This is a genomic window from Rhodococcus baikonurensis, assembly GCF_040489275.1.
GTDB classification, from domain to species: Bacteria; Actinomycetota; Actinomycetes; order Mycobacteriales; family Mycobacteriaceae; genus Rhodococcus_F; species Rhodococcus_F baikonurensis.
In genome coordinates this window covers 36,626-60,617 of record NZ_JBEUOQ010000023.1, presented here as the reverse complement: position 1 = coordinate 60,617, position 23,992 = coordinate 36,626, and the positions used below count along the sequence as shown (strand labels likewise).

At 62.6% G+C, this 23,992-nt stretch carries 24 protein-coding genes; 16 read left to right on the top strand and 8 right to left on the bottom strand.

The features are described from left to right. The 6 genes from ABWI03_RS30970 to ABWI03_RS30945 all read right to left on the bottom strand — a co-directional run. The coding region (locus ABWI03_RS30970; protein ID WP_353799025.1) for a TetR family transcriptional regulator at positions 1–627 on the bottom strand (627 nt) is incomplete at its 3' end. Between the two features lie 105 nt (positions 628–732). Beyond that, a complete protein-coding gene (locus tag ABWI03_RS30965; RefSeq protein ID WP_311052749.1) occupies positions 733–1,833 on the bottom strand; it encodes a DUF2637 domain-containing protein in 1,101 nt (366 codons plus the stop codon). An 80-nt stretch (positions 1,834–1,913) separates the two neighbouring features. Next, positions 1,914–2,213 (bottom strand): ParB family protein, encoded by a 300-nt coding sequence (locus ABWI03_RS30960; RefSeq protein WP_353802335.1) that lies wholly within the window; start codon positions 2,211–2,213, stop codon positions 1,914–1,916. A 65-nt stretch (positions 2,214–2,278) separates the two neighbouring features. Further along, entirely contained in the window at positions 2,279–3,196 is a 918-nt protein-coding gene (locus ABWI03_RS30955) for a ParA family protein (protein WP_083197736.1), read from the bottom strand. Positions 3,197–3,874: 678 nt separating this feature from the next. Next, complete coding sequence (locus ABWI03_RS30950; RefSeq protein ID WP_311052748.1) at positions 3,875–4,459, bottom strand: hypothetical protein; 585 nt, start codon at positions 4,457–4,459, stop codon at positions 3,875–3,877. Further along, positions 4,456–5,658 carry a replication protein gene (locus ABWI03_RS30945; RefSeq protein WP_311052747.1) on the bottom strand — a complete coding sequence of 401 codons (1,203 nt, stop codon included), beginning with the start codon at positions 5,656–5,658 and terminating at the stop codon, positions 4,456–4,458. The genes ABWI03_RS30950 and ABWI03_RS30945 overlap by 4 nt, the downstream gene beginning before the upstream one ends. A 715-nt stretch (positions 5,659–6,373) precedes the next feature. Between ABWI03_RS30945 and ABWI03_RS30940 the strand changes: the two genes are divergently transcribed. Both ABWI03_RS30940 and ABWI03_RS30935 read left to right on the top strand, forming a co-directional pair. Then, positions 6,374–6,781: a hypothetical protein gene (locus ABWI03_RS30940; RefSeq protein WP_311052746.1), complete on the top strand. Its 408-nt coding sequence runs from the start codon at positions 6,374–6,376 to the stop codon at positions 6,779–6,781. Between the two features lie 471 nt (positions 6,782–7,252). Then, a complete protein-coding gene (locus tag ABWI03_RS30935; protein ID WP_144298320.1) occupies positions 7,253–8,044 on the top strand; it encodes a hypothetical protein in 792 nt (263 codons plus the stop codon). On the opposite strand, the gene ABWI03_RS30930 is transcribed toward ABWI03_RS30935, so the two are convergent. Together ABWI03_RS30930 and ABWI03_RS30925 are read right to left on the bottom strand one after the other, a co-directional pair. Beyond that, positions 8,025–9,572, bottom strand: coding sequence for an AMP-binding protein (locus ABWI03_RS30930; protein ID WP_260684598.1), 1,548 nt, complete (start codon positions 9,570–9,572; stop codon positions 8,025–8,027). The genes ABWI03_RS30935 and ABWI03_RS30930 overlap by 20 nt on opposite strands. Positions 9,573–9,783: 211 nt before the next feature. Next, on the bottom strand, positions 9,784–10,230 hold the full coding sequence (locus tag ABWI03_RS30925) for a helix-turn-helix transcriptional regulator (protein WP_138874170.1): 447 nt from the start codon (positions 10,228–10,230) through the stop codon (positions 9,784–9,786). Between the two features lie 818 nt (positions 10,231–11,048). On the opposite strand from ABWI03_RS30925, the gene ABWI03_RS30920 reads away from it, so the two are divergent. The 14 genes from ABWI03_RS30920 (at position 11,049) to ABWI03_RS30855 (ending at position 23,983) form a co-directional block, all read left to right on the top strand. Then, entirely contained in the window at positions 11,049–12,227 is a 1,179-nt protein-coding gene (locus ABWI03_RS30920) for an insoluble domain protein (RefSeq protein ID WP_311052741.1), read from the top strand. 60 nt (positions 12,228–12,287) lie between these two features. After that, positions 12,288–13,919, top strand: a complete 1,632-nt coding sequence (locus ABWI03_RS30915) for a cutinase family protein (protein WP_138874167.1) — start codon at positions 12,288–12,290, stop codon at positions 13,917–13,919. Between the two features lie 60 nt (positions 13,920–13,979). After that, entirely contained in the window at positions 13,980–14,885 is a 906-nt protein-coding gene (locus ABWI03_RS30910) for a DUF8176 domain-containing protein (RefSeq protein WP_311052737.1), read from the top strand. Continuing rightward, entirely contained in the window at positions 14,882–15,790 is a 909-nt protein-coding gene (locus ABWI03_RS30905) for a hypothetical protein (protein ID WP_138874165.1), read from the top strand. The genes ABWI03_RS30910 and ABWI03_RS30905 overlap by 4 nt, the downstream gene beginning before the upstream one ends. Next, a complete protein-coding gene (locus tag ABWI03_RS30900) occupies positions 15,790–16,419 on the top strand; it encodes a DUF6668 family protein (RefSeq protein WP_231783613.1) in 630 nt (209 codons plus the stop codon). The genes ABWI03_RS30905 and ABWI03_RS30900 overlap by 1 nt, the downstream gene beginning before the upstream one ends. Positions 16,420–16,434: 15 nt before the next feature. Next, positions 16,435–16,719 carry a hypothetical protein gene (locus ABWI03_RS30895; protein WP_019749787.1) on the top strand — a complete coding sequence of 95 codons (285 nt, stop codon included), beginning with the start codon at positions 16,435–16,437 and terminating at the stop codon, positions 16,717–16,719. Further along, positions 16,716–16,949 carry a hypothetical protein gene (locus ABWI03_RS30890; protein WP_142006908.1) on the top strand — a complete coding sequence of 78 codons (234 nt, stop codon included), beginning with the start codon at positions 16,716–16,718 and terminating at the stop codon, positions 16,947–16,949. Before ABWI03_RS30895 ends, ABWI03_RS30890 begins: the two co-directional genes overlap by 4 nt. Before the next feature lie 199 nt (positions 16,950–17,148). Then, entirely contained in the window at positions 17,149–17,427 is a 279-nt protein-coding gene (locus ABWI03_RS30885) for a hypothetical protein (protein ID WP_019749784.1), read from the top strand. Between the two features lie 30 nt (positions 17,428–17,457). Beyond that, positions 17,458–18,099: a DUF8175 domain-containg protein gene (locus tag ABWI03_RS30880; RefSeq protein ID WP_197940400.1), complete on the top strand. Its 642-nt coding sequence runs from the start codon at positions 17,458–17,460 to the stop codon at positions 18,097–18,099. Beyond that, positions 18,096–18,947 carry a DUF8175 domain-containg protein gene (locus ABWI03_RS30875; protein WP_311052734.1) on the top strand — a complete coding sequence of 284 codons (852 nt, stop codon included), beginning with the start codon at positions 18,096–18,098 and terminating at the stop codon, positions 18,945–18,947. The genes ABWI03_RS30880 and ABWI03_RS30875 overlap by 4 nt, the downstream gene beginning before the upstream one ends. Beyond that, complete coding sequence (locus tag ABWI03_RS30870; protein ID WP_231783616.1) at positions 18,932–20,509, top strand: TrbL/VirB6 family protein; 1,578 nt, start codon at positions 18,932–18,934, stop codon at positions 20,507–20,509. The genes ABWI03_RS30875 and ABWI03_RS30870 overlap by 16 nt, the downstream gene beginning before the upstream one ends. Continuing rightward, positions 20,506–21,993: an SCO6880 family protein gene (locus ABWI03_RS30865; RefSeq protein WP_030537673.1), complete on the top strand. Its 1,488-nt coding sequence runs from the start codon at positions 20,506–20,508 to the stop codon at positions 21,991–21,993. Before ABWI03_RS30870 ends, ABWI03_RS30865 begins: the two co-directional genes overlap by 4 nt. Before the next feature lie 11 nt (positions 21,994–22,004). After that, positions 22,005–23,690: a putative type IV secretion/conjugal transfer ATPase gene (locus ABWI03_RS30860; RefSeq protein ID WP_311052733.1), complete on the top strand. Its 1,686-nt coding sequence runs from the start codon at positions 22,005–22,007 to the stop codon at positions 23,688–23,690. Further along, on the top strand, positions 23,687–23,983 hold the full coding sequence (locus tag ABWI03_RS30855; RefSeq protein WP_138874158.1) for a transposase: 297 nt from the start codon (positions 23,687–23,689) through the stop codon (positions 23,981–23,983). Before ABWI03_RS30860 ends, ABWI03_RS30855 begins: the two co-directional genes overlap by 4 nt. Positions 23,984–23,992: the final 9 nt, after the last annotated feature.

The window sequence follows — 23,992 nt, the reverse complement described above, 5'->3', positions numbered from 1 at the left end:
GTGGGGAACTATCTGGCCGTACGCGGGGAGAAACCATGGCCACAAAATGCGCCATAAATGGCCGCCAGTGGGGAGCTTACGATGGCCGTCGACAATGGTGCCGGCGCAGAGGTTCCATGCGAGTCGGTGTGTGGTGGGGGTGTCAGTGAGTTCACCTTCGGTGAGGGCTGTTTCGATGATGTCGCTGATGGCATCGACCCAGTAAGCGAAGGCTGCGCCGTTGTCGATGGTGGGTTCGAGGGTGAGTTTCATCCCGGCGCGCAGGTTGGTGTTCTCGGCGATTTGATGTGCGAGGGACGTGAAGATCGCTGTCAGCTTCTCCCCCGCTGTGGTGCTCGGGCCGGTGGCTGTTGCTTCGCTGATGGATTCGTTGACGGTTCGGTTCCAATCAGCGATGAGGCTCCCTGCGATGGCTTCCTTGGACGGGAAGTGGAAGTAGATGGCGCCCTTGGTGAATGCTCCGGTAGCGAGGATGGCATTGATGCTACTGGCGCCGTATCCGTCGGTGTCGAAGTGTTGTGCGGCTACTGAGACGATCGCTTCTCGTGTTCGCACTGCTCGGGCTTGTGTGGTGCGTGCGGTGCTGCCGGTGGGGCGGCCGATGTGGGGCCGAATAGTATTGCTCATGGTCACAGGTGCTTTCTGTGGCTTGGTCCTGGTGGTGTTGCTGCACTGCCAGGACCTCTGTTGTTTTTGAGGGTGGGGCTGCTGAGGCGCTGGGCCTCGCCGGTGTCAGTGCGCTGCTGCGAGTTCGCGGTCGGTGGTGTTCTCTGAGGACCGGAGGTCGGGCAGTGGCGGGCTCGTGAATCCTGCTTCCCGGGCTGCGATATCGAACTTCTCGTACCGGCGCCACGCTGTCGAGATTGCGACGGGCGGTTTCGATTCCATCGCGATGGTCTCCCATGTGAGGTTCGGGTTCGTGAGCTTGCGGACTGCGGTGTCCTTCACGTCCTTCTTGAGATTCGAGGTGGCGATGAACGCCATGAGGTCGTCCATTGCGGTGTCGCCGTCGGCGGCTTGGGCCTCTTCGGTGTCTTGACGGTTCAGTGCCTCTGTCGCGGTTTCTTGAGGGTCGAAGTCGTCGTGACGTTCAGCCATCATTGCGTCGGCGAAAAACGGTTCTGCAAAGTCCGCAAGATCGTCTCCCCGGTCGATCTGTGTCACCGTGTTTGTCGTGTCCTCGTTTCGTTCCGCTTCGACCAGCTCTGCAACATTGGGATCGGTCTCTCCGCGAGAGGTGGAGTCGCGGAAAGGTTCCCGGCTCACGGTCAGATCAGTCGCAATGCTCTTTGCATGCTCACTGTCGGTGACGTTTTCGACGATCGCACGGTAGGCGGCGTATGCCATTCCGACTGCCTTCACCAGGATCGTGATGCCGTGTGTGAATGCCAGGACCAGGGCCGGCGGAATGATCGCTATGGCCGCTGCGATGGCCGGCGCTAGTGGAATGAACCCGAGGTCTCCCCCACCATCGATTGACTCCTGTGCAGCGATTGCTGCGTGATAGGCGTGGTACGCGTTGCCCAGGATGCTGATCACGACGACGCTGACTGCGAGGGCGATGTAGAAGCCTCTGTCACGTCGGTTCATCTTGAGCTTGCTGATGATGACGATGGCGATGGTGGAGCCGAGGATTGCGCTGTCGACGATCGCGGGGAAAATCCAGGTCAGATTTTCCGGGATAAGTGCTTGCCGGGCGAGGTCTCGTTGCACGGCGAAGGAGAGTATGAATGCGCCGGTGGTGATGCCGAGTGCGATGACGATTGCGAGTGCGAGTGCGGCGAGCAATGCGCCTAGCTGAATACGGGCAGCCCTGAGGCTAAAGTCGGTCATGATCGGGTTTCTTCCTTCAAGTGGTTTCCCGGTCTGGAGCCTCGCCGGTTGCATCCGGCGGGGCTCCTTCGTTGTGTAGGTCAGTCGTCTGAGATTGGGCGGCCGCTGGGAAGTGCGCCGGTTTCTGCTTCGTATTGGTTGCCACTGTTGTGCACTGTCTCCCGGCGTTCCGCCTCTGCCGCCAGCGCTTTCTCGACGAATTGCGACCAGGATTTGTCGTCCTCGAGGTGGCTTGTGTTTCGGTAAGCACCTCGGGCGCGACTGAATACCTCTTGGTCGACGTAAACCGTAATACGTTTGGGCTTAGGCTTTTCCACCACTGACGGTGTGGGCTGTGGAAGCGGGGCGACCGGCGCGGGAGTGCGGTTGGATCTCTGCATTCGAGACAGGTCACCAGTCACGTTCCGCGGAGGTAGCGCCGTGAGCTTTCGGTCGGGCCGGTCATTCATACCCGTGCTTCCTCTCTTTCCGCTGTTGCAACGCGGGTGACAACTTCTTGCGCAACTGCAAAGAGGTCGTCTGCAACGGATTTGGACGATTTCGGCGCGAGAGCCTGAGGCTCGGCGTTGCCTTTGATGACGTCGTACCATTTCGGACCGCTTCGGACGACTGCATCGAGTTCGGCTGCGAGCATGCCCCGCTCTCGTGTTGCCTGGGCGGTGGCCTCGGAGTGACGAACGGTGGCCGTGAAAACGACGTCGTCGTTGCCGAACGCCTCTGCAATCGCAGACCTTGCTTGTTTGAGCACGGTTTTCGCTGATGTACCCACGGCTACGAGAACGACGCCCAGTAGATCCAGGTCGGGGTTGATAGCAGCGACGGCGTCGATACGGTGCGCCACGGCTGCCATTCCTTTTCGGCTGGATGCATCGGATTTGACGGGCACGAATGCCCATTTTGCGGCCGCTAACGCTGCTGTCTGCAAGGTTTCGTCGCCGGGCGGGCAGTCGATGAGGACCATGTCGTAGGTGGCCGCCATTGGAGCAAGGACCCTTGCAAGGGCGAGCTTTGCTCCATCTGGATCTTTGGACGCCATAGCGGTTAGAGCGGCTGTCGCTTGTTCGAGGTGCACTCCCCCGGGAAGGACGTCGAGATTTGCACGGACATTTTCGATGGGTTTTGCGTCGCCGCCGAATGCGATTGCGCTGGCAAGCGATCTCCCCTGATCATCACCGGTTTCACTGGTGTACCCGAGGTCTTCGGCAAGGTTTCCCTGAGGGTCGAGGTCGACGAGCAGAACCTTCTGACCAGAGGCTGCCAATTCTCCGCCGACGTTGGCTGTCAGGGTCGTCTTCAAGACGCCGCCCTTGCCGTTGATGACGGCGATCACCCTTTTACGTGTTTCGCGAAAGTCGGTCTGCATTGCTCTCCTTCGACAGCATTGGCGCGTTTGACGGTATTGACAGCATTCCACGCGATAACCAGTAATGCAAGCAATAGCAGTAATGCCAGCATTACTGCTAGCCGTTGGAAATCTCAAATATGGCTGCGGCGGAATGGACCCAATGCCAGTATTGCTGGCATTACTGGCACGTTCGCAAAATGTCACGAAAACCTCACTGACGTGCATGTTGCTAATAGCAGCATTACCAGCATTAGAGCCAGACAGGGTCCTCGTTGCCGGCAAAATCCACCAGGCGAGCCGCCGAAAGCAGGAATACTGGTATCACTGTCATTCCTGCCATTACGGGCCTCGTGGGGCCCAACCCTCACTCAAACACGATTTGCTGCTATTGGCAGTAATGCTGACATTTTGCGCTCGGGGTGGCGCTACTTCCGTTTCGGGCCGCCGTCATCACGCAAAATTGCAGGTTGCGAAGCCGAGCCGTGGCGCCGCACGGTGGGTGCATGTCCCGCTCTACCTTCAAAGTGGATAGGGGAGGGGAAGGCTATTGCGGTTGCTCGCCGGGCTTGGGTCCTCAACTTCGGATCGCGTTTGCCAGTTTTGCATGCGCCACCAGCCAGGCTTTGCGTCCTTCCGCAGAGCCATCTCATTGCTCCGGACGCACGGCGCCAGATGCAAAATGAACAATCATTCGGCTCACGTTTCCTTCGCCCGGAGTCGGATGTTGTTTCGTGCTGGACCGAAGACTGTCACTCCGTGTTCGACCTCGGCCGGCGTCGAGCTTTGGTGAACGAGTGAAACCCGGTCTGTTGCGTGCACTGCGGCTTGGTCGTGGGAGTGCACGGTCGCGTTGTCGTAGGCATAGGTGGCGGTGTCTTCTCCGACGTCGCCGAAGGAGTCGTCGACAAGGTTGCTTGTGGCGCGGTTGGTGGCGCGAACGCGTGTGGTGTCGAATGCGTCGGTATGGGCGTTCCCGTAGGCGAAGAGAGTTGCGTGCCCGAAGATTTGGGATCGTGCGGCGTCGGTGGCCACGATCTGGGCACTGCGCTTCGTTTCGGGCGTCAGGCGGGTGATGATGACCCGTGAGACGCCGACGATGCGGATCGTGATGCCGTCGGGCAGCTCGGCGTCGGTGAGTTCTAGGGGTTCGTCGTTGCGGTGGTCGATGACGATCGTCTTTGCGCCGGTGCGCAACCGTTCGTGGATCTGGGGGACGGTCTGGCAGGGGGAGAGCGGCCGGCGTTTGACGGGCGGCTTTGCGGACGGGCGTTTTCCGTTCATCGCTTACCCCGATCTGAGAGATGGGTGATCCACACGGGCGAGTTTTCATTCTCGCGCGCGGATGCTTGGGTCTTTCGGATGCGGGCGCTGTCGGTGGCTCGGCGGGCGACGAAACGTGCCGCTTGGCGGCCGGGGGAGTCCTCGGCCGCGGCTGATGCGTAGCGTGTGCGTTCCGCCTCGAACTCTGCTGCCTGTCGTTCCCGTTCGGCTTTTTCCTGGTCAGCGGCGATTTGAGCGAGAACGTGCGGGGCGAAGGCGAGATCCTGCTGCTTCATGAGCCAGCGCATGAACGCGATGGGGTGCTTCGGGTTTGGTGCCATCCGTGTGGCCTTGCTCCAGGCGTCGATCGTGTCGTTGAGATCCGCGGCCGTCCAACCGTGTGCAGCTGGGTCGGTCAGTGCGGGTGCCCATCCTCGGGGGGTGTGCTGGCGCGCCCAAGCGGGAGTTCGCGGGTTTCCGAGCCATTTGGATGCGAGCAACAAGCCCTTCCTGATGGCTTCGGCCTTCTCGACGTCCGCCTTGGACTCCTTGCGCCGCGGAGCGGCTCGTTTATCCACAGATCGTTTAGTAGTTAGAACCTCTCTACGAGAGGAAGGGATACAAAACTGACCCCTGCGGGGGTGGGGTGCCATCTGTATAGATCCGTCGACGACGATGCGGGTGTTATCCACAGGCTTGCGTGGATGCAATGCCCAGACAGATGCCCAGCCGCGGCCTCGGTCTTGGAAGCGATGGGAGCCGAACCGTTCGCCTCTGCGGCGTAGTCGGCCGCGGAGTACTTCGGTGGCCACACGCAACAGTTTGAGGGTCTCGCGGGCGCGTTGGATGGTGCGTTCGCCAAGGCCGGTGCGTTCGACGAGGGTCGCAATGGTGAGGCGGCTGTTGCGTCCGGTTTTGAAGTCGGCGGCGCCGGCCATTGCAGCTGCGACGTTCAGGAGTGTTTTGAGGCTGATGCCTCCACCGGTGTTGGCGACGAGCTGCGGGCGGATGGTGTTGTATTCCGCGGTGTACGCCGTTCGGACACAAACCTCGACCCAGTGCTGCTGCCCCTGCCAGTAAGCAAGACCTGCGTGCGCGCCCTCGTCAAGTTCAAGGCGAACTTGGCAGTAGCGGCGGCACGCTGCTTCGCGGCCCCCTAGCGCGTTGAGGTACGCAGGGGTCAGCGAATGGCACTGGTGCCCGTACAGATGGCCCCTCATTCTGCGAGGAGTACGAGCTGTTCCGTAGCGGCGCCGCGTAGGGCTGCTACCGCAATACGGACGTTGTACGGTCGCGGCCGCATCAAACAGTGCGACTCGCGAAAACTGAGTTGTTGAATCTTCATCAGGGCGCGATGTACCCTGAGACGTACCTAGCACGGTAAGTCCCTTCGGGGATGCAGTAGTCGCGAGCGGCGAACTCGCTATCTACAAGGACGGACCCTGGTTTCTCCGGCATGAGAGCCAGGGTTTTGTCGTATGTAGATGTACTACTGCGCTCTAGCTATTCAGATGTTGTAGTGGCGACTACGCAGCTGTGAGCGGCAGCACCTCCTGATTCGGATTCAGTTCGCGGACAAGATCAGGGCGATCAGCGCGGAGGCAGAGCAAGTCGGAAACGTACTGGCTCACTGAAGAGACGCCGGCTTTTTTCCGTTCGATCTCCAAGAGCTCGTACAGCTCGTCAGGCACCCGACCAAGCCGCTTACGTTCTCCAAGGCTCGGGCGTCCGACCTTGTTGTGAGTCCCCTTGCTCGGCATGGCTTCCTCCCTGTCCGCGGTTCCGCTAATTCTGGACCTGTAACGTTGGCACTCTGCGGAGGCGCGCCGATTCCTGGTCCAAAAAATCTTCACGGCTTGACTATAGTAAGGCCTGACTCTAAAACAGACCGCAGATCCTCTGGCTGAGATGACGGGGCGTGAGAAAATGTTGCTCATGGGACGAAGCGCGACTCCGCTGGCCACTCGTGTCGAAGAACTGTTCACTGACCGTTGGCCACGCGGAAACAAGGTGGCGAACGCCTTGGTCGCTGACTATGTGAGCAGAGCCGTGGGACGCCCGATCGATCGGCAGTACATCTACCGCATCCGCACGGGACGTGTGAGGAAAGTCGACGTCCCTGTCTTGGAAGCGATCGGTCGATACTTCGACAAGAATCTGGACTACTTCTCGGGCGAGCCGACGCCGCCAGCCGACGAACTTGATCGAGCGCTAGCCGAGAGCGGAATGCAGATTGCAGGGTTGAGAGGGAAGAAGCTCACAGAGGCGGACCGTCTCCAGCTCGCTCGCTTGGTGCGGGAGGCGAACGATCTCCTCAAACGCGATGAAGCGCAGGATTCATGAGCGCGCAATCCCGCCGGCGCATGGATTCATACGTCCGGGTGACTGTGCGAACACCATTCAGCATCGAGACCTTTCTGAAGAATGTTTCGCACGAGCTCGGCCGTCCCGTTCATCGACTAAGTGGACTGCCCGCAGGGAGTCGCCTGTCGGGCGTGGCACTCGAAGAGCTGACCGGTGGGGGCGGGGCGGCTTTCGTAAGCGGGCCGGACGAGAGTCCCGAAGATCACCAGCTGTACGTTCTCGCACACGAAGTGTGGCACCTGATCAAAGGCCATCGATGCACGAAGCATCGGGAGGATCTCACCCCGATTGCGCGGCTGGCTGGGGTATTTCGGGAACTGGAGTGCGAAGTCTTTGCGTGGAAGGTCGGTTTGGCAGCAACCCGATCGCTGCGCCCGGCGGGCAGGCTGCCGGCTCCAACCCACTTGTTGACCTCTGCGTTTGACTCGCGGCCGCGATGACAGGCCGCGTGTGATCGCCTCCTGGGCTTCCTATGCTTTGTTTGCCGCCGGCATTGTCCTTCTCTTGAGGGGTTTGATCCTCCAACGCCGAGAGCGGTCACTGCTTGGAGTTGGGTTCATTTTTTACGCACTTGCGCTGCGCACCTACGCGCCGCTGCTGCCGATCGGAACCCGAACCCCGTTGGAAACCGAGGACCGTATCTGGGGAGCTACGTTCACCGTGATGGGCGGCTGGGCGCTGCTGACGTTGATGACGGCGACGATCCATGCGTACCGCACCAATGAGGTGGATTGGTCTAAGCCAGCAATAAAACGCGATTTCGCGGTACTGGCGATCGCGGCCGTGGCCAGCACATTCATCCTGCGGGTGGCTTTGTCTGGCGGATATGCCCCGACTACGGATTTCCTCAACGAATACGGATCAGACCCTGCGGTCATGGTCTACGAACTCGTATTCGTGCTTTGGATGGTCGTTCCTTTCGGACTCCTTGGCTATCTGACCTGGAAACATACCGATGACTTCGGCAGGTCTCTGACGGTTATTGGCTGCGGAGTCAGCGTCGCATGGGGAGCATGGAAGCTGATTGGTGTCGGCGCACACCTAGTGGGTTACGACCGGATCAACATCGAATCGCCGGTGAGCGTGGCCCTTGCCTTGACCGCGTGCTTCTTCGTCGTCAGCGGTCTCTCGGTCTTCACCGTGCGCCGCGTAGCGAAGCAGGTGAATCTTCTGCTCCGCTACGGGTGGCGGCGAATGATCGACGACGCGAGGCACCGATCCCCTAGAGATACTGAGCAATAAGTCGAGATTTGAAAATCTTGCCCGAATCTTCGCGAGGTAGTGAATCGACGATCTCAAGTGTTGTGGGGATCTTGTACTTCGCCAATTCTGTGCTGAGCGCTTGTCGAATACCTTCGATGGTCAGTTTGCTTCCTGGCCTCGCGATGACATGAGCGGCGACGGACTCACCGAACTCTCCGCCTGGAACTCCGAACACTGCGACGTCTTCGGCAGTCGTGAGCTTCATGATTGCGTTTTCGACCTCGGCCGGATAGATGTTGACTCCTCCGGAAATGATGACCTCGCTGGTCCTACCAGTCAGATACAGGAAACCATCAGAATCGACATAGCCTTGGTCTCCAACCGTGACGAACCCGGGGAGTGGACTGCGGTCGGCGGCGTCATGGTTGATGTACGAGAACTTGGGCCAGTAGTCGGCTCCCTTCACATACACCTCGCCAACTTCGCCCGCAGGCAACACGACGCCATCACTAGACACAATTCGAACCTCAGCCCCGTCAACCGGCCGGCCAACGCTACCTGGATGTTGAGCCCATTCCTCTGCGTTAATCCAGGTAATTGTGCCGGCTTCGGAGCACCCGTAAAACTCGATGAGAGCATTGCCGAACCATTCGATCGAACGGCGCTTCACCTCGGGCGGGCACGGCGCGGCCGAGTGAATCAAATGTGTCAGGCTGCTGACGTCGTACCGAGATTGGGTCTCAGCAGGCAGTGAGAGCAAGCGAGAGAGCATGGTGGGGACAATTTTGGCTTGCTCGATCCGGTGCTCTTGGATGAGCTGAAGGAAGCGTTCGGCATCGAACCTGGGCATGATCGTGATGTTCGTGCCCATCCGCAACGCAAGTACAGCAAGCGCGTTCGGGCTGGTGTGGTACATCGGACCTGCGACCAACATCTGTCCGCCGGGCGTAAGGCCCATTCTTGTCGCTGTTCCGCCTGCGATCGACAGAAGTTGATGCGGGGACATCCGTTCTCGCAGTACCCCTTTGGGTAGTCCTGTTGTTCCGGAGGTGTAGACCATTCCCATGGAGTCGACGATGGCACCCTCTTGATGAGGTAATGGCGTTTCGGTTTCTCTGAGCAACTCCTCGAGCGTGACGTATTTGCCGCTAGGGCGCGCCAGTTCACTGCTCACTCCCAACTCTGCGAGCAGTTCACCAGGCATAGCTACTTCGATGATGTCGACGGGGTTCTGCAACTGAGAAACAGCATCTTCGACGCTACTGATGAACTCGGTGTGCGCGATTACCAGTCGCGCGCCGCTGTCGCCGAGGAGATGACAGATCTCTGAGCCAGTCCAGTGCCAATTGACTGGAACCGGATTTCCGCCGCAGCTGGCCACCGCGAGCGAAACCTCGAGAAACTCGATGTCATTCCGCATTACGAGAGCTACACGTTCCCCTGGCTGTATTCCTCGCGCCTTGATCGCGGCGGCAAGTCGGCCGGCACGTTGGTGGGACTCGTGCTGGCTACGGACTCTGGTTCCACAGGTGACGGTCGGCTGTTGAGGGTCGTCCATTGCACTCATGCCATCGAAGTCTGCCAGGCGAGGGCCTGTGGCGAGCTGATGGTTCAACTCCGCAGCGCCGCGAATCGGACCAAAGTCACATAGCAGAAGCGCGTGGGATGTTGCAGACAATCGCCCGAAGCTGTTTACTTCTGATTGCGTAGTCGATCAAAACTGATCGTTTGAGTTACTTGCGGGCGGCCACACAGGGGAGGCGAGGATGGAGTTGAACTCACGGCGACGTATGGGGAGGCCGGGTACGGGTTCGCTCATATGCAGCCTTAACCTCGTCCACCGTGGCGTCGAGTCCCTGGGACAATTTTTCGGCGACATCTTCCCTCAGTCGAGAATGCCCTCGCTCGACGGTAGCCAGAGCGGTCGTGGACATTCCAATCTTCTTGGCCAACTGAGGCTGCGTCAGACCCCGAAAGACCCTGAGGTCTCCCAAATATCTCTCATTTCGCGGGATGAGCACTACGTCATCCATGGTGATACCGAGAACATTGACGACCCGAGCAAGATAGTCGACCTGCGGGGAAGCCTTGCCCACTTCCCAACTCAACACAGCAGCGGGGCTTACTTCTGCAAGTCTCCCGAGCTCCCCCCTGGTGAGCTTTTTCGCCTTACGTGCAGCTTCCAACGAAGCGGGCGAAAACCCCCTCAAGATTCGTCGGCTCATTCCTCGCACCCGCACATGAGCCATCACTTTGCCTGACCCCAATCTATGCCGTCCCAGTGTCCTGCAATGGACATCGGTGGTAACATCCTGTTTTAGAATCAGATCATAAAGTACGAAGATGCGTGGCGAGAAGGGGGAAAGGGCCGAGATGCAGACGAATTCATCGACGCACCTACTCTGCGCATCTCGACAAAGCTCAGTCGCAGGCAAGCCAATTCGCCTGGCTATAGATGCGACTGCGGTGGTTGCTGGCGCAAGGTTATGCCGAATCGCGTGCCACACATACGCAACCGCGAAAGACCCCAGGGACGGACTCCTGTTTGGCGACCGGTCCCGTCCCTGGGGCTCTCTTCTGCCTGCGACACCATTCGCATCAGGGCGTCCGGACCGCAGGCTTTCGAGCTTATGCGGTGTCGTTGAATCCGCAACCAGCCGGAGGCAACTATGGAAAATCCCGCAAGGCTTTCCGTTGAAAATGATCGCCACGGGATAGTTCCTGCTGGCAAACGCGAGCACGCGAGCACGGCTGAGTACTTCGTCGTCTCCTCATATCGCGTTATCGAACCTGTGCCGTGCGCCGGCCGGGCCATGGGGCACACATGTGTACCCGCCCTCGTGGTCGGCGCCCGACTCTGCCCGGTCGGACATTCATTGATTCCCACGGGATCCGTTGTCATGGCGCATTTTTCACGCTCCATCGAACTTCCCGACGCTGTTGCGTCGGGATCACAGGCCGCGTAGCTCTCGCTTTTTGTGCGGCCGTGCACGTCCACCATTCCGGTCAATTGTTGAACCACAACAAGTTTGAAAGGGCACTCATGAAGCATTTCCAGAAGCCACGTTCGGGCGGTCGTCATCGCGCCCCGTCCACTACTGCGGTCGCTACGGTTTCGTTTGCCGCTGTGGTGGTGGCAACGTTCGGAGGGGCTGGTTTTGCTGTGGCTGCTCCGGGCGATCAGCCTGGCGTAACCAGTGAGGTTCCGGTGCCGAGCCAGCCGGGAGTGACCACACCTGCTCCTTCGACGCCCGAACCCGCTCCTGTGCAGACATGGGTTCCGACTCCCGTCGAATACCAGCAGCCTGCGCAGCCGCTCCCGAACTGGGACTACAACACCAACGAATACACACCGCCGACCAACACCAGCGACAACTACGTTGCGCCGATCGACTACACGTCGATTCACCTCCCGACGCAGCTCGAGACGTTCACGGCACCGATTCAGGCTCCGGAAGACAAGATCCGTTTCGGCCGCTACCTCGCTGATCGACCCAACTGGATCGCCAAGGACACCGCGGACAAGACCAACGGTCAGACCGCTGTCATCGAAGCTCAGGTGACGGACTTCTGGCGCTCGACCGGCCTCGAGGCCGACGAAGCCGAACGTCTCGCAGCAGCTCAGGTCGGCGGCGCCGCTGCCGGTGCGCTCGCAGGTGCAACCGCTGCCGCTGTCCCGGCCGCCACCGTCGGCGCATTGATCGGCGGAACCATCGGCGGGACTTCGGCGCTGACGTTATTCGCTCCGATCGTGACTCCCATCGGCGCCGTTCCGGCTGGGGTCGTCGGCACGGCAACGGGTGCGGGCATCGGTGCAGCTGTACTCGGCGTACCTGCCGCTATCGGCGGCGCGGTCGTCGGCGGCGCCGGTGGCGCTCTTGCCGCATCTGCTTATGGTGCAGGCGATTTGGGTCAGCCGATCGATTTCGAAATCCCGGACATCGACCAGCCCTCCATCACCGAGCAGACCGAAACCACACTCGATCAGTGGTCCGCTAACCCGCCTGTCGGTACCGCGGCCGCTGACACAGTCCGCAACACCGCTGCTGCTGCACCTGTCGTCGATCAGCAGATCCGCGACGCGGTGACCTCGCTGCCCGGCGGCGAAGGTGCGGTCGCAGCATTCGACCAGGCTGTAACCGATTTCCAGGCCAACACCGCTGTGCCCGGCCTTCCGCTGGGGATGATCGCCGACGCCATCGGTGCCGGTATCCCGGCGTGAACCGTCCATCCGGGGTGGGCGCGCTGTCTGCTCTGAACTTCGATCAAGGGATCTGATGTGATGTTCACTCGTTCTCGTTCGACTGGCACCGGGACCAGCTCTACTGCTGGTCCCGGTGCCAGGTCGGCGGTAGTGGGCCTGTCGCTGGTCAGCGCTACCGCCGTGGTCCTTTCGTTTGCTCCGCTGGCCAACGCAGCTCCCGCGTCCGGTACCGATCTGGTGAAGGGGGAGTGCCCCGCACTGTTCAGCCTCGGAGTGCAGGGAACTGGGCAGTCCGCTCCGGATGCAGCGCCGACGACGGACACCGGCATGTTGTCGCAGGTGTTCATGCCGATGATCGCGAAGGCGGTCGACGGCGACAAGGAATTGGCCGGCCGCGCGTACGTGCCATACGAGGCCGGGTTCGGCGGCGCTGTCCCCGGCGGCAACGTGCCGTATTCACAGTCCGTCGAGGGCGGCTTGCAGAATCTGCGGGACATGGCTTCGGAGGTCGCGGCTACGTGCCCGGACACGAAGTTCACCCTGGCCGGTTACAGCCAAGGCGCACATGTGGTTTCACTGTTCGCCGAAGAAGTCGGCAAGGGCTCGGGCGTGATCGCTGCGGACAAGGTTGTCGGTGTCGCCACGTTCGGTGACCCGACCCGCGCTGCCGGTGCACCGCTGTTTCCTGGCTCGCCCGGTCAGACGTCCCCGAAGCCTGCTCCGGGAACAGACGGCGCTGAGGTGTCCAAGGTGTCCGCTCTCGATCAGGTCCCTCCTGCTGGTGGCGGTATCGGGCCGGTCGCGGACGTGGCGGAGAACTACGGCTCGCTGACCGGACGGGTGGCGAGCTTCTGCCAGTCCGGTGACCTCGCGTGCGATGCTCCGCCGGATTCTCCGATCCTGCGGGTGGTGACCAACATTGCCGGTCAGTCGGAACTGTCCTCGGGTGATCCGATTCGGTCGTTGGCCTCGGTCGGTGACGCTCTGGCGATGACGTCGATCAAGACTGCGGTGACCGTGGTCAACGAGGACATCTCGGGTACGACGTTGGCGAATCTGTCGATCGCGCCGAAGAAGTCGCTGTCCGAGCGTCTTGCGGTGGCCTCCGATCCTCGGACTCCGTTGCCGTCCACCGATGATGCGATCAAGGCGATCATGAAGGTCGGCACGATCGGCTTCAACGCGGTCAAGACTGTCGCGAAGGAAGTTCTGACCCCAGCGAACATCGCGGAGTTGGCGACGGTCGGGCTGGCCAATCCCGCTGGCGCGGTTGCTCTTCTGGGCACCAAATTGGTCGGAGCGGCAACGAAGCTGATTCCCCCGGCCACCACGTCTCGGTTGACGACGCAGGCGTTCGCGGCGGTCAAGGACAACGTCAGTGACAACAAGGATCTGCTCAACCTTGCGACGCTGACGAAGTATTCGTCCACGGTGGCCGCCCACGGAGGTTACGGCTCGGTGCCGGCCACGGCGACCGGGACATCGGCGACGGCGTTCGTCACCGATTGGTTCGTCGCGTTGGCGAAGGACCTGGCAGATCGTGCAGGTGGATCGCCTTCTTCCACTACGAAGGCCACGTCCACGGCGGTCGCGACTCGCCCGTCCTCGTCTTCTTCGGCGACAACGACGACGAGTCCCCGTCCGACCAGCACCTCCACCTCGATCACTTCGACCACGGCGGTCGCTACGCCGACTGCTGCGGCGAACTGATCGGGCGTTCTGGTGCGGGGTGTTCGTACCCCGCACCAGGACCTCCGGAGAAAGGACTCGATGGTGACAAATAACAACAATGACGATCCCAAGTCTTCCAATCCCGTTCTCGACCAGTGGTTCCCACCGTTCACGCCTGCGGCGGACGGGAGAGCGCAGACCTCTGCGCCGGTAGAACCGCTTCCGGTCGTGGACCTCGCGTCCGACGACGACTCATCTCCAGCCGCTCCGGAACCAGATTCCGTTCACGTGCCGTCTGTAGCCGCTGCTGCTGACTCCAACGACGTCCCTGTCGACGACAGCGGCGCGGCGTGGCTGCGGGAAGCGATGCAGTACACGCAGGACCAGGCAGCGGCCGAACCGCCGCCCCTGGCTGCTACTTCGGCTTCACCCTCGCAGCGCCTGCGTGGCCGCGCTGCGGTCATCGGCGCGGTCGCAGCGGTCGCAGTCCTTGTGATCGGCGGGGGTGCGATCGCCGCTTCTGCGCTCGGCAGCGGTGACGACGACGCACCGATGAACGTCGCGGAGATCGCTCCCGCAACAACCAGCACGGCAACCACCTCGCAGACTCCGAGCTCGGTGGCTCCGCAGTCGTGGTGCTCGCCGTCGACGGAGGCCGGAGTCGTTCGCGGGTCCGGCCCCGGCGGAACCGGTTCGGGTCCCGATGCCATTCTCGCGTTCGATCACGCCTACTACGTCGAACGCAACGGGGCCAAGGCCCGCGCACTGCTTGTCTCCGATGCGCAGGTGAAGTCGGCAACCGCCGAAGAACTGCAAGCCGGTATCGACACGGTTCCCGCTGGTACCGAGCACTGCGTCGAGATCCGCGCAACCGAACCGAACACCTTCGCCGTCACCCTCGAGCAGCGCTATCTGGACGGCTCCCGCGTCAGTGGCCGTCAGATCGTCAAGGTCACCGATGTCGGTGGCCGCACGCTCATCACCTCGATTGGAAAAGCATCGTGACCGACAACGACAACTCTCAGGATTGGCTCGGCTGGCTCGGTGAGGAACCGGAGGTCGTGGAAACACCGGTAGCCCAGGTGTTTCCGCTCGTCGCTCCCCAACCGAAGAGTTCTGCGACCAAAACATCCACCGCCGCTGCCCAGGTTCTCGATCCCGTCCCGCCGATGACGTTGGTCGTCGGTGCGTGCGGGGGAGCGGGGAGCACCACCACGGCGATCGGTCTCGCGAACGCGTGGTCGACCATCGGTGCGACAAGTGCTGTCGTCGATGCCACGGTCGGCGGCGGCGACCTGGTCGAGCGCGGAGCGGATTCGACCGTCTCGGAAACCTCGATCGAGACGATGTTCGGATCCTCCGAGACGCTGCACGCTGACGAGTCGTTCAGCGCGTCCACCTCGGCAACCTCGGCCGGCGCCCACGTCCTCGGCCGCCACTGGCTCGAAACCATCGAACCCGACTTCCGGCAGGTCGATCGGTACGTCCGCGCCCAGGTCGACACCACGGTCTACGACCTGGGGCACCGAGCGTTCGGCCGCGAGAGTGCGCAGTCGCTCCGGGGAGAACCGTGGTCGACGATCGTTGTCGCGGTCCCGTGCCGCGCCGACGCATTCAACCGGATGCGAGCCGTCCTCGAGACGATCCGGCTCACCGCCGGAGAGAAGGCACTCGATCGCACGATCGTGGTCATCTCGCACCAGACCGCAGGCCCTGCTGCTGCCGATGTCTCGCAGCTCCGCGACCACCTGACCGGCAAGGTCTTCGCGGTCGAGGAAATCCCGTACGACCAGCACCTTGCGTCGGGGTTGACGATTTCGGCGACCGACCTCGCACCCGACACCGCTGCCGCGTACGAGCAGATCCGCAGTGTGAGTGTGCGCGCAGCGGACAGCCGGAGTGATCGCTGATGGGCGCGCAACGCTTGTCCGCCGAAACGGGACACCGAGTCGACCTCACCGATGCGTCGGTCCGTCTTCCTGATGCGGTGGCCCCGATCTGGGACGAACCGATCCCGCTGCCGCCTGGTGCGCCGAAGCCGATGGTGTGGCTGCTCGGCGCTCACGGCGGAGCCGGAACTTCGACTCTGGCGCAGGTTCTCGCGCCGGCCGCTGAATGTGGTCGCCGGTGGCCCGGCGGTCACGGCGGGCAGAGTCCGTTCGTTGCCGTCGTCGCCCGCGAGACGGTGTCCGGTCTCGTGCGCGCTCACGAGCTGCTGCGTCAGCACGCGGCGGGCAAAGGCGGACCCAGCCAGGTCGTCGGTTTGATCACCGTCGCCGATCGGCCAGGGCGCAAGGTGCCCAAGCCGATTCAACAGACTCTCGACCTCGTCACCTCGCTCACAGCGGCGCAGTGGCGGGTCGGGTGGATCGAACAGTATCCGCTGGTACGTGACCCGACCTCGTTGCAGGTGTGGTCACCGTTCGATCCGGAACCGGAACGCAAACGTGGCCCCGACGACGTTCCGGCGGACATCGCCGAACTCGGCAAGGCCTTACGCGAATCCATCATCGCCCGCATCAAAACCCAACAAAGTTGAAAGGTTGCCCACCACATGGTCATTCACACGCTCCAGACCGGCATCGACATTCTCGCTCAGATCGACCTCACTCCCGAAGCGCCTCCGAAGTCCGAAGGATTCCTCCGACTCGGTCGGTGGCTGCTGTGGGGCGTCGTCCTCGCCGGGGTGTGCGCACTCGTCTATGCCGGCGGAAAGTTCGGCTGGGAAAAGTACTCCGGCGGCCAGCTCGAATCCCCGAAGATCGTCGTCGGCGCACTCATCGGCGGTGTGATCGCCACCAGCGCAGGAACGATCATGAACACGGTCGTGTTGTCGTGATTGCCAGCGTGATCATGCTCCTGGTCGGACTCGGAGGCGGCACGCTCGCCTTGTACGGCAATCGTCTCTGCACCCAGGGCCATGCGAAGGCGGCTGACGACTACGCGAACGGTCGGCCGACGGCCACGGGTATGCGCGTGCTGGACAGGGGCTTTCTGCTGGCAGTCGCCGGGATCGTCGTTGTCGTGATCGCGCTGCTCACGTTCCTGTTCGTGGGTCCGATCCAGTGAGCGCGGCGCAGTGGGCATTGTGGTTGGTCATGATCGTCGCGGTTGTCGCGACGGTCGGCGGGGCTGCGGTCACAGGATGGGAGAGGTTTCGGGGGTACACCCCGTGCTCTCGCTCGGATCGGGCGCAGTGGTGTGCACTGGCCGGCGCTGGTGTCCTGAGTGTCACCGCGGGAGTCTCCGCAGCTAGCGGGGTTTCCCCATGGTGAACCTCACACTGGCGGCCGCACAGACGGCTCTGGCCTTCAAGACGCCCCCGCCGGAAGTCACCGACCCGATCATGACCCTGCTGCGCTACCTGCTGTGGTTCGCGTTCGCGATCTTCACCATCTCGATGATCTGGGCGGCAGGACGGCTGGCATACACCCGCTCACAGTCACCACACGAAACAGATTCCGCCCAAACGATTGTCGTGATCCTGATCGTTTCGGTCATGGCATCCGGTGCGTCCGGTATCGCTGCCGCCCTGTTGTCGTTCTGACCTTCATCTGACGAAAGGCATTTCCTTCCAATGAAACTCACCCAACGCATAGGGTTCGCCGTCATGGCTGCCGCTGTCGTGGCGGTCGGGGCAGGATGCGGGTCCGACGACTCCGATACTCCCGCTGACGTGGCGACGACCGCCGCTCCGGACGTGTCGGCACCGCCGAGCAACGTCCGGTGGCAGGACTACCAAACGATCGCGTTGCCTGTCGCCGATCAGGGACCGAAAACCAACTCCGGTTCCGGCCCGGTCAGCGGCTTCACCCACGATCCGCAGGGCGCGGCGCTCGCTGCGATTCAGCAGACGGTGCGGCTTTCGGTCGCTCCGGATCACCAGTGGCCCGGTGTCGTGGCCGCAGGTGTTGCGCCTGGTCCTGCTCGTGACGATTTCGCGATCAGCCGACAGTTGCTCTCGTTCACTGCCCCGCCTGCTCCGGCGGAGGCACCGAAGATCGTGGGCTACGAGGTCACCGACTACAACGCCGACAACGCTGCGGTGACGGTGTATTCCTCGTTCCCCGATCAGTCGTTCGCCGCATCGCAGGTAACGGTGGTGTGGTCGGGCGAGGACTGGAAGCTACTGCTCCCAGGCGACGACGAGACCAGCGGCCGGGTGAGTTCGGTCGACGGGCTTCCGTCGTCGGCGATTGCATTGGCGGCCAACCGATGAGGGCCACGAAGCAGCAGCCGCAGAGCAGCGAGGACGAGTCCTTCATCGGTCGCAAATGGACGTTCTACCTTGCGCTGATCATCGTGGTCGTCGTTGTAGTGGGCGGTGTGATCGCCGTGGTGATCAATCGCAGTCAGACCGACGAACCGACCGCGCAGCCTCAGCCGGGAGCGACGATCTCTCCTCAGCAAGACCGCTCGGACTGGGGATTGCCGTACATCGACGAACTCGGATTCCGGGTCGAAGTACCCCCGAACCCGAACGGTGTCGCTCTCGATCAGGATCGTTCCGGCCAACCGGACCGGGGCGCGGCTGATTACGCAGCACTTCCGCCCGCTGGGGTGATGTGGCAGAAGGTGCAGAACTTCCCGATGCCGTTCTCCACTTCGGATGGCCCGTCGAAGGTTGACGGGGCTCTGGCCACCGGTTTCGCGCAGACACCGCAAGGAGCGGCGTTGGCCGGGTTCCAGACCGTCAACCGCGCCCAGTCGAGCTATCATGGCGCCGTCGCATTCTTGGAACGCCGGGCAGTGGCTACCACTCCCGAATTGGAAGCGGAGCGGAACTCAAGCCTGGTCGATGCTCGCCAAGCAGTTGCCGATGGTCGAACCGGCGCTCTGGGTGCGCCGCTGATTCGGCAGGAAGCGTACCGACTCAAGTACTGGTCGCCGGATTACGCGGTAGTGGAGTACGCGGCTAACAACGTCGCCGGAAACGGATGGACCACCGCGTCTCTTGAGCTCGTGTGGCGCGACGGTGATTGGTTCGTCAAGATCGCTCCGCGCACGGCGGGCGATCTGGGGTCGACTCCGACGTTAGCGGGGTGGACGCGATGGCCAGGAAAGTAGTTCTCGCACTCGTCCTCGCACTGCTGGTGATGTTCGGTGGGGCCTCTGTCGCCTCGGCGCAGGACGCACCGCAACCTCCCGGCGATTCACAGGCGGAGGAGGAGTCGAACGGAACGTGCGATGTAGTCGGCGGTATCGCGGCCGGGGTAGCTACAGCTGCGATCCCCGTCCTCGGCGGCTTCTTGGGTGACGCGGCGGGTGGGCTGTGCGAGGCCGGCGGCAATCCGGTCACGGCGGTGACGAACTTCGCGGGCGACAAAGTCAACGAGATGTGGGATTCGCAGTTCGGCGACATCGTCAAGTCGTTCCTCGAGGCTATGGCTCAGGTGTTGACGATGGCGATGACGTGGTGGATCAAGCTGCCGAATCCGGATCTGGCGAATTCGACGCCGCTCCAGGCGATCACGGAGTACACCGGCTGGATTCAGTTGGCGTTGCTGACCGCGTCGGTGATTTTCATGGCCATCAAACTGGCGGCCGCGAAACGTCACGCACTGCTCAACGAAGCGGAGGAGACGTACAAGGCGTTGGCGCGCACGGTGTTCGCGACGACGATGTTCGCCTCGATCATCGCGTTGGCCACTCTTGCCGGTGACCGGTTCGCCGAGTGGATTGTCGACGACACCTCGAACAAGGACCCGATCGGGATGGTGAACTCGATGCTCGCGGTCAGCGCCTTCACCGGTGCTTCTCCGGGGCTGCTGTTCGTGATCGGCCTGGTGGGGATCTTGGGCGCGCTGGCGCAAGCTGCGTTGCTCGTGGTCCGTCAGGGCTTGTTGATCGTCGCTGTCGCGGCTGTGCCGGTTGCGGCCGCTGCGTCCGGAACGAGTACGGGATCGCAGTCGTACCAGAAGTTGGTGTCCTGGATTCTGGCGTTTCTGCTGTTCAAGCCCATCGGCGCGCTGGTGTATGCGATGGCATTCCTTTCCGCTCAGGACTCGGCGCGAATCACCGAAGGGCAGACGCCGACGGCGGATCAGTTCCAGCAGTCCTTGATCGGCATCATCTTGCTCGCGCTCGCGGCTGCGGTTCTGCCGGCGTTGCAGCGGTTGATCGCTCCGGCGGTCGCGGCCGTGGGGTCCGGCGGCTCGGGCGCGGCGGCGACGGGCATGGCGTTGATGGCTGGTGCTGCGGCATTTACCGGTGGCAAGTCGATGGCGGCCGGTAAGTCGGCCGGCGCAGGCAGCAAGTCTGCGGGCGCGTTCAGCGGCGGACCCGGCGGCGGAAACAGTGGCGGGTCCTTCGCAGGTGGCGGTCGTCCGGGCGGCGGAGGCGGCGGCGGTGGCGGCGGTGGTTCACGCGGCGGCGGCCGCGGAGGAGCGTTCGGTCAGCCGCCGAACACGCGGACCTCTCCGGCATCTGGCCGCACTTCTCAAGGTGCCAGCGGATCGCGCAGCGCGAGCAGTGGCGGCAAGGGATCCGGCGGCGGATCGAAGGCGAGTAAGGCGATCGGCGCAGTCGGCTCGGGTGCGAAGTCCTCCGATCGCGGCGCGGGAGACCTTGCCGGGGACCGGTATTCGAGTAGTCAGACCGATCTGGGAAGGAACACGATACGGCGATGAGCACCACAAACGAGAACGGTTTGCTCTACACGGGCTGGACCAAGCCACGTAATTCCGGGTTGTTCGGTCTGACGTGGGGCACGACGATCGTCTGCTTCGTGCTGGTGATCGCGGTTATGGGATCGATGTTGGTCGGTGGTTTCAAGGTCGGCCTGACGGTGTTGGCGGTTTCCGTCGTCGTTGCTGCCCCGCTGGTGTGGGGCAGGGACGGACGGAGTGGATACGAAATGACGGTATTGAGAATGCAATGGCTCCGGACGCGCCGTCGGCGCGAAAACATTTACCGCGGTGGACTTTTCTCTGAAATCCCCGGCGGGAAGGCACTTCTGCCCGGCGTGGCCGCGGACACGAAACTCTACGAGGGTGAGGACGCCGCCGGGTACCGGTTCGGGATGATCCACATGCCCAAACTTCACCTGTACACGGTGGTCCTCAAGGCGTGGCCGCAGGGCGATGAAGCGGTCGATCAGTCGATGATCAACGAATGGGTGGGGGAGTGGGGTGTCGTCCTCGCCTCGATGGGTCAGACCTCGGACGTGGTCTCGGTCGTCCCGGTGATCGACTGCGTTCCCGAGACCGGAAACCGGTTGCTGGCGGAGGTCATTCGTCAGACCGAACCGGATGCACCGCAGTTGGCGCAGGACTCGAACTACGAGGCGGCTGAACTGTTCGCCACCGAGCAGGCTCAACTTCTTCCCCGTTTGGCGGTCACGTTCCGTGCGACCACCGATGCTCGTAAGAAGGACCCTTCGGAGCAGGCCGTCGAAATCGGTCGCAGGCTTCCCGGTCTGTGCGCCGCGATGCGCTCCGCCGGAGTCGGCGTCCGCCCGATGGCAGCCTCGGACGTCATTTCCTTCGTTCGCCGCTCCACCGATCCGGCCTCGCAGGAAGACATCGAACGCGCCGACGCGACGGTGGAAGGACACGGTTTGGACTGGTCCGATGCCGGCCCGATCTCGCATGAAGAACGCTTCGACCAGTACATCCACGACGGTGCCCGCTCGGTGACCTGGGAAATGGAGATGGCGCCGACCGGCGCGGTCGACGAAGGCGTGTTGCGCCGCATCCTCGCGCCGAACCCCGACATCCCACGTAAGCGGGTCGCGATCGTCTACCGCCCGCACACGGCCGCGGATGCAGTCAAGATCGTCGACAACGACTACAAGAACGCGCTGATCGCCGAACAGGGCGGCAAAGGCATCGGCTCGGTCACCGCGACGTTGAAGGTGGAAGCGACCGCCCGTGCCCGTGAGGAACAGGCGCGTGGTCACGGCCTGGTGCGGTTCGGCATCTTGATCACCATCACCGAACCTCTCGACGGGGACATTCCGGCGATCGACGCGATCATCAAGGACCTGTCCGTGCAGGCGCGGTTGAAGGTGCGCCGCGCGTACCGCTACCAAGCTGCCGGGTTCTACGGCTCCCTCGGCATCGGCGTCATCTTGCCCGAGCACGCCTCCATGCCGTCGGCGATGGCCGGATAGGGGGCACGATCATGGTCAAACTCCTCACCGAAGAACAGCGCCGGCAAATGCTGGCGCGCTCCCACGGCCCCACCCTGGCCGGTGTCCTGGCTCGTCATCACCTCAAGATGGACGACAAACGCCGCCGGAACCTGGAGGCACAGAAGGCAAGCGAAGAACAAGAAGGGTTCCTCCTGCCTGCCCTCAAGCTCTCCGACCGCGGCTATCGCGGTGCGGGCGGTGGCCGGATGGCCTCGGTCGGCCGGCAGGTCGAATACCGCGCATCCTCGGCGCAGGCGGCCGGCATGTGGCCGTGGGCCGTCGGCGCCGGTGCTCCGCTGATCGGGACACCGGTCGGGCGTCATCTGCTCACCGGCGCCCCGGTCCTGTTCGACCTGTTGTCCTGGTTCGTCGAAGGCCTGATCACCGCCCCGGTCGGGTTCGTTCTCGGACTCAACGGATACGGCAAGTCCTCGTTCGTGCGCCGGATGGTGCTCGGCGGCGTCGCGCAGAAGGTGACCACCCTCGTTCTCGCCGACGTGAAGCCGGACTACCGCAATCTGATCGAGGCCGTCGACGGTCAGGTCATCGACCTCGGATACGGGTACGGCCGGGTCAACCCTCTTGCCGGTGGTGTCCTCGGCTCGATCCTGCCTCGGCTGGCGGTGTTCCCGGAGCTGGCCCGCAAGATGCTCACTGAGCTTCGGGCACGCCAGTTGCAGACCATGTCCGGACTGATCGAACTTTCCCGTGGCAGTGCGGTGCGCGACTACGAGGAAACGATCATCTCGTCCTGCATCGAGATCCTCTACAACGAAAAGGGCTTCACCGCGGAGAACCCGCCGTTGATCGAGGACATGTACAAGCTCGTCAAAGAAGGCCATCCGGAGTTGATGGAGAACGCGGCCGCCGTCGGCGAGCACGAGTACCGCGAAGCGACCCGCGATCTGCAACGTTCTCTGCGCGGCCTGGTCAAGGGCTCGTTCGGTGAAATCTTCAACGGCCACACCACCACCGAAATCGACCTCGACGCCCCGGCGATCTGCATCGACGTCTCGCACATCCCCGAAGGCCACACCCGCCTCAAGGCCGCGGTCATGTTGGTGTGCTGGTCCGACGGCTTCGCCGCCATCGATGCCGCCCACGCCCTCGCCGATGCCGGCCTCGGACCGCAGCGCCGCTTTCAAGCTGTCATGGACGAGCTCTGGCAGGTGCTCGGGCTGGGTGAGTTCATGGTCGATCGCGTCAACTCGCTGACCCGATTGAACCGCACGATTGCGACCGCGTTGTGGATGATCACGCACACGATCACCGACCTCGAAGCCATGGGCTCAGTGTCGGCGGCGAACAAAGCGAAGACGTTCATCGAACGTGCCCGCGTGAAGGTCATCGGCGCTGTTCCGGAAGCGGAAATCGACCGCCTCGAGCGGATCGTGAAGTTCACCGGCACCGAAGCCGACATGGTCACCGGTTGGTCTTCACCGCCTGCTCGCACCGGTGAGCGGCGTAAAGAAGGTGAGCCGAAAGAGCCGCCGCCCGGTCAGGGCAAGTTCCTGATCAAGGTCGGTGAGACCCGCACTCCCGGCATCCCTGTGCAGCTGATCTTCACCCCGTCGGAAATCGCGTCCGGAATTCACGACACTAATTCCCGGTACGGCGACCTCACCTCGGACGGCATGAGCGACGACGACGGTTTTGAAGGAGAGGGCGCGGCATGATCGCCGAACGCAAGTACAAGTCGCTCACCCCGCAATTGCGGGCAGCGGCGGTCAAGAAGGTCGCCGAGCTGACCACGAAGGTGTCCTCGCGGTGGAAGGCGATCGTGCTGGTCGCCGAAGCGTTGGAAGTACATCCGAACACGCTCCGGAACTGGGTCAACGCAGATCCGGAGATGGCCGCGACCCGGCGCGTCGACACCGCTCGTCTCGAACAAGAGCACCGGGTCCAGCTCGCGGCCGCCACGGAACTGATCAACGAACTCTCCGATCACCTCCACGGCCGCAGGCAGTAGGGGCAGGTC